The 9,098-nt window shown below is 72.7% G+C and carries 10 protein-coding genes and 1 pseudogene; 8 read left to right on the forward strand and 3 right to left on the reverse strand.

What is annotated here, in order from left to right; genetic code table 11:
• Positions 1–294: 294 nt before the first annotated feature.
• Genes ACLJK8_RS16990 through ACLJK8_RS17005 form a run of 4 tightly spaced genes read left to right on the forward strand, consistent with a single transcriptional unit; the run spans position 295 to position 3,476 of the window.
• Positions 295–1,056 (forward strand): sulfite exporter TauE/SafE family protein, encoded by a 762-nt coding sequence (locus ACLJK8_RS16990; protein ID WP_413151539.1) that lies wholly within the window; start codon positions 295–297, stop codon positions 1,054–1,056.
• A 10-nt stretch (positions 1,057–1,066) separates the two neighbouring features.
• Positions 1,067–2,050 carry a zinc-dependent alcohol dehydrogenase gene (locus ACLJK8_RS16995; protein ID WP_413151547.1) on the forward strand — a complete coding sequence of 328 codons (984 nt, stop codon included), beginning with the start codon at positions 1,067–1,069 and terminating at the stop codon, positions 2,048–2,050.
• Positions 2,050–2,445 carry a 6-pyruvoyl trahydropterin synthase family protein gene (locus tag ACLJK8_RS17000; RefSeq protein WP_413151540.1) on the forward strand — a complete coding sequence of 132 codons (396 nt, stop codon included), beginning with the start codon at positions 2,050–2,052 and terminating at the stop codon, positions 2,443–2,445. The genes ACLJK8_RS16995 and ACLJK8_RS17000 overlap by 1 nt, the downstream gene beginning before the upstream one ends.
• Positions 2,442–3,476: a glycosyltransferase family 4 protein gene (locus ACLJK8_RS17005; protein ID WP_413151541.1), complete on the forward strand. Its 1,035-nt coding sequence runs from the start codon at positions 2,442–2,444 to the stop codon at positions 3,474–3,476. Before ACLJK8_RS17000 ends, ACLJK8_RS17005 begins: the two co-directional genes overlap by 4 nt.
• 688 nt (positions 3,477–4,164) lie before the next feature.
• On the opposite strand, the gene ACLJK8_RS17010 is transcribed toward ACLJK8_RS17005, so the two are convergent.
• On the reverse strand, positions 4,165–5,010 hold the full coding sequence (locus ACLJK8_RS17010; RefSeq protein ID WP_413151542.1) for a RibD family protein: 846 nt from the start codon (positions 5,008–5,010) through the stop codon (positions 4,165–4,167).
• A 226-nt stretch (positions 5,011–5,236) separates the two neighbouring features.
• Between ACLJK8_RS17010 and ACLJK8_RS17015 the strand changes: the two genes are divergently transcribed.
• The 4 genes and pseudogenes from ACLJK8_RS17015 to ACLJK8_RS17030 all read left to right on the forward strand — a co-directional run bounded on the left by ACLJK8_RS17015 (position 5,237) and on the right by ACLJK8_RS17030 (position 7,682).
• Positions 5,237–5,773: a phosphatase PAP2 family protein gene (locus ACLJK8_RS17015; RefSeq protein ID WP_413151543.1), complete on the forward strand. Its 537-nt coding sequence runs from the start codon at positions 5,237–5,239 to the stop codon at positions 5,771–5,773.
• Between the two features lie 181 nt (positions 5,774–5,954).
• Positions 5,955–6,950, forward strand: a complete 996-nt coding sequence (locus ACLJK8_RS17020) for an XdhC family protein (protein ID WP_413151544.1) — start codon at positions 5,955–5,957, stop codon at positions 6,948–6,950.
• A 56-nt stretch (positions 6,951–7,006) separates the two neighbouring features.
• Positions 7,007–7,066: pseudogene (locus ACLJK8_RS17025) on the forward strand (nucleotidyltransferase family protein); the annotation flags it as partial.
• 226 nt (positions 7,067–7,292) lie between these two features.
• Positions 7,293–7,682, forward strand: coding sequence for a nucleotidyltransferase family protein (locus ACLJK8_RS17030; protein WP_413151548.1), 390 nt, complete (start codon positions 7,293–7,295; stop codon positions 7,680–7,682).
• Positions 7,683–7,788: 106 nt separating this feature from the next.
• Here ACLJK8_RS17030 and ACLJK8_RS17035 read toward each other — a convergent pair whose 3' ends face one another.
• Together ACLJK8_RS17035 and ACLJK8_RS17040 are read right to left on the reverse strand one after the other, a co-directional pair.
• A complete protein-coding gene (locus tag ACLJK8_RS17035; protein WP_413151545.1) occupies positions 7,789–8,400 on the reverse strand; it encodes a LolA family protein in 612 nt (203 codons plus the stop codon).
• Between the two features lie 147 nt (positions 8,401–8,547).
• Positions 8,548–8,814 carry a hypothetical protein gene (locus ACLJK8_RS17040; protein ID WP_413151546.1) on the reverse strand — a complete coding sequence of 89 codons (267 nt, stop codon included), beginning with the start codon at positions 8,812–8,814 and terminating at the stop codon, positions 8,548–8,550.
• Between the last annotated feature and the right edge of the window lie 284 nt (positions 8,815–9,098).

Below are 9,098 nucleotides of genomic sequence, written 5' to 3' on the forward strand. Positions count from 1 at the left end.
CTCCGTGAGGTCCGATCCAGCGCATCCAAAGCGCCTCGGAAGGGCCCTCGCGGAGCTCGCGGGGCGGGGCGCGGCGAGCTTCGCGCCGGGGTGAGTCGCGGCACCGCGGCGGCCGCCCGGCGGAGGGGACGCCGGTGCCCGCGGGCCGGGTCGGCGGTGGTTTCTTTCGCCCTTCTGTCGGGCGCGCGGAACCGCTAGAACCGGCCAGCCCGGACACCGCCGGGCGAAGGTGCCGGGGCGGCCAAGCCGTCCGGGGGATCAGGGGACCCGGCGGTCCCGAGTTGGGGACCGACGATGGCCGAACCGATGTCCGTCATTCTGGTCGCGATGCTCGCCGCCTTCCTGGTCGGCATGTCGAAGGGCGGCCTGCCGGCGGTCGGCGCGGTGGCCGTGCCGCTGATGGCGCTCGTCATGTCGCCGATGCTGGCGGCCGCGCTGCTCCTGCCGATCTTCTGCGCCACGGATCTCGTCGGACTCTGGCTCTACCGGAAGCTCTATTCCGCCCGCAATCTCGCGATCCTGATCCCGGCCGGCATCCTCGGGGTCGCGATCGGCTGGGCGGTCGCGGCGCATATCTCGGATGTCTTCGTCGGCATGCTGGTCGGCCTGACCGGGATCGGCTTCTGCCTCAGGATCTGGCTCGGGTCGCGGCGTGGGCCGGCGAAGCCGCGGCCGGCGGATCTGCCAGGCGGGGTGTTCTGGGGCACGCTCATGGGATTCACGAGCTTCGTCAGCCACGCGGGCGCGCCGCCGTTCCAGATGTACGTGCTGCCGCAGAAGCTCGAGAAGCTCGCCTTCGCCGGCACGGCGACCATCACCTTCGCCGTCATCAACGCGGTGAAGATCATCCCCTACTGGCAGCTCAACTCGTTCTCCGCTGTCGACTCGAACCTCGCGCTTCTCGTGCTGCCGGTCGGGATCGCGGGCACCTACGCCGGGGCGAAGCTCACCCGGATCATCCCGGACGGGCTCTTCTTCCGGCTGGTGCACATCACGCTGTTCCTGATCTCGCTGAAGCTCGTCGGCGACGCGCTTCTCGCTTTCGCCCGGGGGTGACCGGGTGCCAATGTCGCGCGCGCTCTGGATCACCGGACCGGGACGAGCCGAGTTGCGCGAGACACCGGCGGGCACGGGCGGAGTCGGTACTGGCGAGGTGAGGGCGCGCGCGCTCTTCGGCGGGATCAGCCGCGGTACCGAGGCGCTGGTCTTGCGGGGCGGCGTGCCGGAGAGCGAGTGGGAGCGGATGCGCGCGCCGCTCCAGGAGGGTGATTTCCCGTGGCCGGTGAAATACGGCTACGCGACGGTCGCGCGCGTGACGGAAGGGCCGGATCACCTCGTCGGCCGGATCATCTTCGCGCTCGCTCCGCATCAGGACATCCTCACGCTGCCCGCCGCCATGGCCATGCCGGTGCCCGAACGGGTGCCACCCGAACGCGCGGTGCTGGCGGCCAACATGGAGACCGCGCTCAATGTGGTCTGGGACGCGGGCGCGGGGCCGGGGGACCGGATCGTGGTGATCGGCGCCGGCGCGGTCGGCGCGCTCGCGGCCTGGCTCTGCGCCTGGCTGCCCGGCGCGGAGGTCACGCTGATCGACGTGAACCCGGATCGCGCCGCGCTCGCCGCCGCCCTCGGCTGCCGGTTCGCAGCGCCCGGGGACGCCCCCGACGCCGCGGATATCGCGATCCACGCCAGCGCGACCGCCGCGGGGCTCGCCACGGCGCTCGGAGCGGTCGGGACCGAGGGGCTGGTGGTGGAGGCGAGCTGGTACGGCACGCGGCCTGTCGAGATCGTGCTCGGCGGTGCCTTTCACGCCGGCAGGACGCGGATCGTCTCCAGTCAGGTCGGCGCGGTCGCGCCCTCGCGCCGGCCACGCTGGTCGCGCGCGCGCCGTCTCGCCAAGGCGCTCGAACTTCTCGCCGATCCGGCGCTCGACGCGCTCATCACCGGCGAGACCGATTTCGCGGATCTCGCCACGCGCTATGCTGCGATCCTCGAAGACCCGGGAACCCTCTGTCACCGGGTCCGTTATCCGCCGGAGGGAGGTATCTGATGTTCGCCGTTGAAGTCAGGGACCATATCATGGTCTCGCACAGCCTGCCGTCGCCCACCTTCGGGCCCGCCCAGGGCATGCATGGCGCGACCTTCGTCGTCGATGCCGCGTTCTTCGCCGATGAACTCGACCGGGAAGGCATCGTCGTCGATATCGGCCTCGCGACCGAGGCGCTCGGCGAGACGCTCGCGCCGCTGCGCTACGCCAATCTCGACGAGACCCCTGCCTTCGCCGAGCGGTTCACGACCACCGAGGTCCTGTGCAAGCATATCTTCGACGGACTCGCCACCGCGGTCCGGCATGAGCGGCTGAGGGACCATGGCCGGCTCATCAGGATCCGGGTGACGCTTCACGAGAGCCATGTCGCCCGCGCCTGGTACGAAGGTGCGCTGTGAGGGGACCTCTGGGTTTCATGGTTCCCGGCGATCTCGACACCCCGACCGGCGGATACGGCTATGACCGGCGGCTGATCGCGGAACTCGGCGCGCTCGGCTGGAAGGTGAGCCTCCTCGGCCTTTCAGGCCGCTTTCCCGAGGCGGGACCCGAGGAACGGGCCGAGGTCGCCGCGCGCCTCGCCGCCTGGCCCGACGGGGCGCCGGTCCTGATCGACGGGCTGGCCTTCGGGGCGGCGCCGGACGCGATGGCGCGCGAGGCGGCGCGGCTCCGGCTCGTCGCCCTCGTCCATCATCCGCTCGGCGACGAGAGCGGTCTTGAGCCCGGCAGGCGGCGCCGCCTGCTGGAGGACGAGCGGCGCGCGCTCGAATCGGCGGCGGCGGTCGTCGTCACGAGCCCGGCGACCGCACGGCGGCTCGCCGAGGGGTTCGGCGTCGCGCCCGAACGGATCACCGTCGCGCCACCGGGCACCGACCGCGCCGCGCGCGCGCCGGGTGGCAACACGCCGCCCCGCATCCTCTCGGTCGGCTCGCTCATCCCGCGCAAGCGGCACGACGCGCTCATCGATGCGCTGGCCATGCTCGCGGATCTCGACTGGGAGGCGCGTATCATCGGTTCGGACCGGCTGGACCCGGACTGCGCGGAGGGCTTGCGCGCGCGTGTGGTGGAGCAGGGGCTGGAGCGGCGGATCGCGATCGTCGGCGCCCTCGCGGACCCGCGGGCCGAGATGGAACGGGCCGATATCTTCGCGCTCGCCTCGGAATACGAGGGCTACGGCATGGCTTTCGCCGAGGCGATGAGTCAGGGGCTGCCCGTCGTCGCCTGCCGCGCCGGCGCGATCGCGGATCTGGTGCCCGAGGCGGCCGGCGCGCTGGTTCCGCCGGGCGATACGCGGGCCCTGGCCGCGGCGCTCCGGCGATTGATCACCGACCGGAAGTGGCGCGCCGATCGCGCCGAGGCTGCCTGGGAAGCGGGGCAGGCGCTGCCGGACTGGGGAGAGACGGCGGCGCGCGTGGATCGCGTGCTGGCATGAAGTTCGAGGCGGACTGGCTCGCGCTCCGTGAACCGGCGGACCGGGGGGCGCGGAGCGTCGCGCTGATGCGGGGCGCCGCCTATTGGCTCCGCCGCGCGGAAACGCCCGTGGTGGTGGATCTCGGCTGCGGCCGGGGCGCCTCGCGGCGCGCCTTCGGGGCGGAGGCGCGGGCGGCGCTCTGGCGGCTCGTGGACCGCGACGCGGAACTGCTCGACCTCGCCGTCGCCGACGCGGGCGCGCATGGAGAGAGGCACCTTCTCGATCTGAGCGACATCGATGCGCTGCCGCTCGACGGCGCCTCGCTCGTGACCTGCTCGGCGCTGCTCGACCTGATGCCGGCGAGCTGGCTCGAAGCTCTCGCGGAGCGGCTGGCGGCGGGCGGTCTCGGCTTCCACGCGGCGCTGAGCTATGACGGAAGGATGCGCTGGTCACCCGGACCGGCGCCGCGCGAGGCGGAGGTTCTCGCCGCCTTCAACGGTCATCAGCTTCGCGACAAGGGCCTCGGACCCGCGCTCGGTCCGCAGGCCGCGGCCATTCTCGCCGAGAGACTGCGCGCCCGGGGTTACAGGGTCCGGGTCGAGCGGTCGGACTGGCAGCTGCACCCGAAGGAAGCTGCGTTGCAGAGCGAACTGGCGACCGGCGTGGCCGCCGCGGCGAAGGATTGTGGATGCGACGCGGAAGGCTGGCTTCAGGCCCGACTCGCCGCGATCGCCGCCGGGGTTTCCTCCGCGGTGGTCGGCCATGTCGATCTGCTGGCCCTGCCCGAGGCGTCGAGCGCGCAGTCGAAGATCACGTCGGTGTCGAGCCCGTAGACCGAGGTTCGCGGACGAAGCGCCTGGGACAGCCGCTCGATCGGCGCGGTCCTGAGCCCCGAGGGCCCGGCGCCGATGATGAGCGGGGCGACGCCGATATGCAGCCGGTCGAGCAGCCCGGCCTCGAGGAAATGGGCGATCGTGGCGCCACCGCCCTCCACGAGCACGCGCCGGAGCCCGCGGGCGAGCAGCGCTTCGCGGATCGCATGCGGGTTCATGACATGATCGCGCGCGGGTAGGGTGATCACCTCGACGCCTTCGGGCCGGCGCCGGGGCACCGACTGCATGATGATCCGATGCGCGCTCGCGTCGTTCAGCAGGCCGGTGGTGTCGGGGAGCCGCCCGCGCGGGTCGAGGACGACGCGCACGGGATCGCGGCCGCGTGCGTGGCGGACGGTGAGCCGGGGATTGTCGGCGAGCGCGGTGCGCACGCCGATCACCACGGCATCGGCGAGCGCGCGGCACCGGTGGAGGTGGCAAAGCCCCTCGTGCCCCGAGACCGCCGAGGCGTCGCCGCTCACGGTCGCGACGCGCCCGTCGAGCGACTGGCCGACCTGGGCGAAGAAATACGGACCCACCCCGGCGCCCGCCGCGAGCGGGGCGTAGAGGTCCCAGCCGGCGCGCTCCTCCGCGCTCCAGTCCGGCGAGGGCGCGCGCGCCTCGCCTTCGTGGACCGCGAGCAGCGCGGACCAGACCGGCTCGGTCACCTTGGCTTGACGCATGTTCTCTCCCCGTTCCCGCGCCCGGCAAACGCCCGCGGCGGGGGGCGGTTCCGCCTCGGTCGCTGCGACAGGATCGCCGTGATCGACACAATCGGCGGGCGCGCGCATGGCCGGCCGCCATCGGGCGGAACCGTCATGCGCGCCGCGTCGGTCATGGGCCGATGGCGCCTTGATTCAATGCCGCGTTCCGCGCTCTATGAGCCGCCGCCCCGTCGAGGAACGATCCATGAGACCATGCCCCATCCGCCCGCGGCGCCGCGCCGCCATCGCTCTTGCTCTCGCCCTCGCGCCGGGTCTGGCATCCGGGGCCGCGCGCGCCGACGGGTTCGAGACCGCGGGCGATGTGCTGAAATACGCGCTGCCGGGCGCGGCCGCGGTCTGCGCCTGGAAACAGGAGCGGCTCGCGAGCTATGTCACGGGCTTCGGCATCATGACGCTGACGGTGGAGGGCCTGAAGCGCGGGCTGGGCGATGCCGGGATCAACGAGCGGCCGAATGGCGGCTCGGAAGGATTCCCATCGGGCCACACCGCCGCCGCCGCTTCGGGCGCGGCGGATCTCTCGCTCAACTGCGCCCCGGAAAACCCCTGGGTGGCGGCGGGGACCGGCGCGGCGACGGTGCTGGTCGGCGCCTCGCGCATCGACGCGGACGAGCACGATCTGGTCCAGGTGCTCGCCGGGGCGGCGCTCGGCTTCTTCTCGACCGGCTTCCGTGTCGAGCGCACGCCCCGCGGGTTCGGCCTCAGCTACAGCCTGAACTTCTGATGCCGCCACCGGGTGGATGCGGCGACCCCGCGGCCTATCTGCCGGTCTGACAGGCGGTGCGCGGCGGCTGGGGAGCGCGTCGCGTCTTCGCTGCGATGAGGATGATCGGCATGAATGAGATGGAAACGCCCGCCAGATCCAGCCCGGGGGCGCCCGGGCGCGACAGTTGGGGGGAGGTGGCATGAGCGTCCCCGAGGCCACCGCCGGGGTGGCTCCCGAGGAGGCGCCGGAGGCGGCGCTGCGTTTCATCGAGGCTGGCCGGGGCGCCGCCATCGCGACGGTGATGGAAACCTGGGGCTCGGCGCCTCGGCCGGCGGGATCGCAGCTCGCGGTCAGCGGCGACGGGGCACTGGTGGGGTCGGTTTCCGGCGGCTGCGTCGAGGCCGCGGTCGCGTCGGAGGCCGAGGCGGCGCTGGCGGACGGGCGGCCGCGGCTGCTCGAATACGGGGTCGCGGACGAGGACGCCTTCGCCGTCGGCCTCGCCTGCGGTGGCACGATCCGCATCCTCCTCGAACCCGTGGGCGGTTCCGGTCCCGATCCGGCGATGCTCTCCGAGATCGTCGCAGCGCGGGCCGCGCGCAGGGGCGTGGTGCTCGCGACGCGGCCGGGCGACTGGGCGCACCGGCTGATCACCGGGCCCGGGGACCCGCTCTGGCCCGAGGCCGAGGCCGCGCTCAGGGCCGACCGCTCGGCCTTCGCGGGCGAGTGGTTCCTCTGCGCTCACGCCCCCGCGCCCCGGCTCGTCATCGTCGGCGCCGCGCATGTCGGCCAGCATCTGGCGCCGATGGCACGGATCGCGGGTTTCGACGTGACCGTGGTCGATCCGCGCTCGGCCTTCGCGACCGAGGCACGTTTTCCGGGAACCCGGGTCATGGTCGACCTGCCCGACGAGGCGCTGGCCGAGATCGGGCTCGACGCACGGGTCGCGGTGGTCACGCTGACGCATGATCCGAAGATCGACGATCCCGCGATCGTCGCGACGCTCGGGAGCGACGCCTTCTACCTCGGCTGTCTCGGATCACGGAAGACCCATGCCCAGCGGCTCGAACGGCTGGCGGGACTGGGCGGCGCGCTCGACCGGATCCACGCGCCGGTCGGCCTCGCGATCGGGGCGCGGACACCGGCGGAGATCGCGGTGGCGATCCTCGCGGAGGTGGTCGGGCGTCTGCGGGCGTGAGTGTGAAGGCCGGCCCGGTCGATCTGATCCTGCTCGCCGCGGGCGCGGCGCGGCGCATGGCGGGGCGCGACAAGCTGCTTGAACCGGTCGACGGGCGTCCACTCCTGGCCACGCTCGCCGAGCGGGCGCTGGCGAGCCGGGCGCGGGAGGTGCTGGTCGTGCTGCCGCCGGAGAGCGCGGCCCGGCGCGCGGCGCTCGCAGGACTGCGCGTCCGTATCGCTCTCGCGGACGGGCACGCGGAAGGCATGGGCGCCTCGCTCCGCGCCGGCATGGCCGCGCTCGCCTCCGACGNCGCCGGAGAGCGCGGCCCGGCGCGCGGCGCTCGCAGGACTGCGCGTCCGTATCGCTCTCGCGGACGGGCACGCGGAAGGCATGGGCGCCTCGCTCCGCGCCGGCATGGCCGCGCTCGCCTCCGACGCGGCGGCGGTGGTGGTGATGCTGGGCGACATGCCCGAGGTTGCCGCCCTGGGCATCGACGCGCTGATCACGGCGCACGCGGACGGTGGGGCGATCTGCAGGGCGGTGGACCCGCGCGGCGGGCCGGGCCACCCGGTGCTCTTCGACCGCCGTCATTTCGACGCGCTGGCCGCGAGCGCCGGTGACGCCGGGGCGCGGGCGCTCATCCGCTCGGAGGGCGCGCGGGTGGTGGAGGTCCCGCTGCCGGGGGCGACCGTCGATCTTGACACGCCGGAAGACTGGGCCGCCTGGCGCGCCGCCAATCCGGGCCGCTGAAGCGGGAAGGGGCTAGGACTGAAACGGTCTGATCCGGCGAGCGTGCCCTACCGTTCCGAGCCAGGCCAGGCTCCTTGCTCAGATCGGTGCTCCGAAGCGGTTCGCCCTAACGCCGGTTCGCGGTCGCGAGTTCGATGTTGAAGAGCGAGCGGCTCGGCTGGACGTTGGTCGCGAGGCTGGCGAGCGAGACCTGGGTGCGTTGCCCGGTCTTGGTGATGACCTGCCAGCCGCGAAGCGCGATCGGATTCGCGGCGAACCGCATGACGATCCGCCCTTCGCCCGGCGCCTTCGGGTCGACCACCGTGATGTCGGTCGTGCCGTCGGGCTCCCGCGTGGCACCCAACACCATCCCCGGCTCGGCCAGCGAGATGTCGTCGCGCAGAAGCAGCGACAGCGGTGTCCTCGAGAGCGGGTAGCGGTTCGGGCCGCGGTTCGATTTCGGATCGAAGACCCCGACCCAGGAGCCGTCGGCGATCACCATCGCGCCCTTCGGAGTGTCGTATTCGAAGCGAATGCGGCCCGGCTTCGATATGTAGAACGTCCCGGCCTGGGTCGAGCCGTTCGGATTGGTCTGCCGGAACCGGCCCTGCGCGACCCGGAGGCGGCGCAGATAACGGTCGATCGCGGTCACATCGACCGGCTGCGCCAGGGCGGGCAGGCCCAGCGAGCCGAGAAGCGGCAGGGCCAGGGCGGCCCGGAGGAGATCACGTCGGTTCATGCCGCGCATATAGCCGCCTCTCAGCCTCCATGGCGAGCCCTCGCCGTTCACATTCGCGGAGGCGCGGCGCGAGCGATCAGCCGGGCTGCAACCCGGCTTGCCGGGCCGAACGGGGGCCGGCGGGGCGCGCGCCGGATCGCGAAATGGTCAGGCGCGGCGATCGACGATCTGTCCCGGCAGGAAGAAGGTCCCCGCGGAAAACCCCCTCTCGGCCTCGGCGCGGAGCAGAACCGGTTCGCGGTGCGCCGCCCCATCCGAGAACAGGGCGCTCAGCGCCTGCGCGAGCGGAAGGGGGCGGGGCGCGCCCGCGCGGGTCGCGGTGGAAACCTCCAGTTCCACCGGAGCGGCGGGGCGATAGCGGGGCCCATGACGGAGGAAGGAGGCGGCGCCGAAGGCGAGGCGGACAGAGATCATCGCGCGATTCCCCGAAAATTCGTTGAAACTTCGCCTCGATCCTAGCGCGTTTCCGCGTGACCGGGAGCGGAACCTTGACGAAGCGTTAACGCCGCGGCGGGCTCGGTCGGAGCACGAAAGCCGGTCAGATCATGAACTGCTGGCCAAGCTCCAGCACGCGGTTCGACGGCAGTGGTCTTGCCCCCATTTCACCGGACACTCAGGCGGTTGCGGTTTCAGCTGCGATGAACTCGCGGGGCGAGCGCATTTTCAGCCCTGAGTGCGGGTGGTTTTCGTTGTAGTCC

It is taken from the genome of Amaricoccus sp. W119 (genome assembly GCF_047275745.1).
Lineage (GTDB): Bacteria > Pseudomonadota > Alphaproteobacteria > Rhodobacterales > Rhodobacteraceae > Amaricoccus.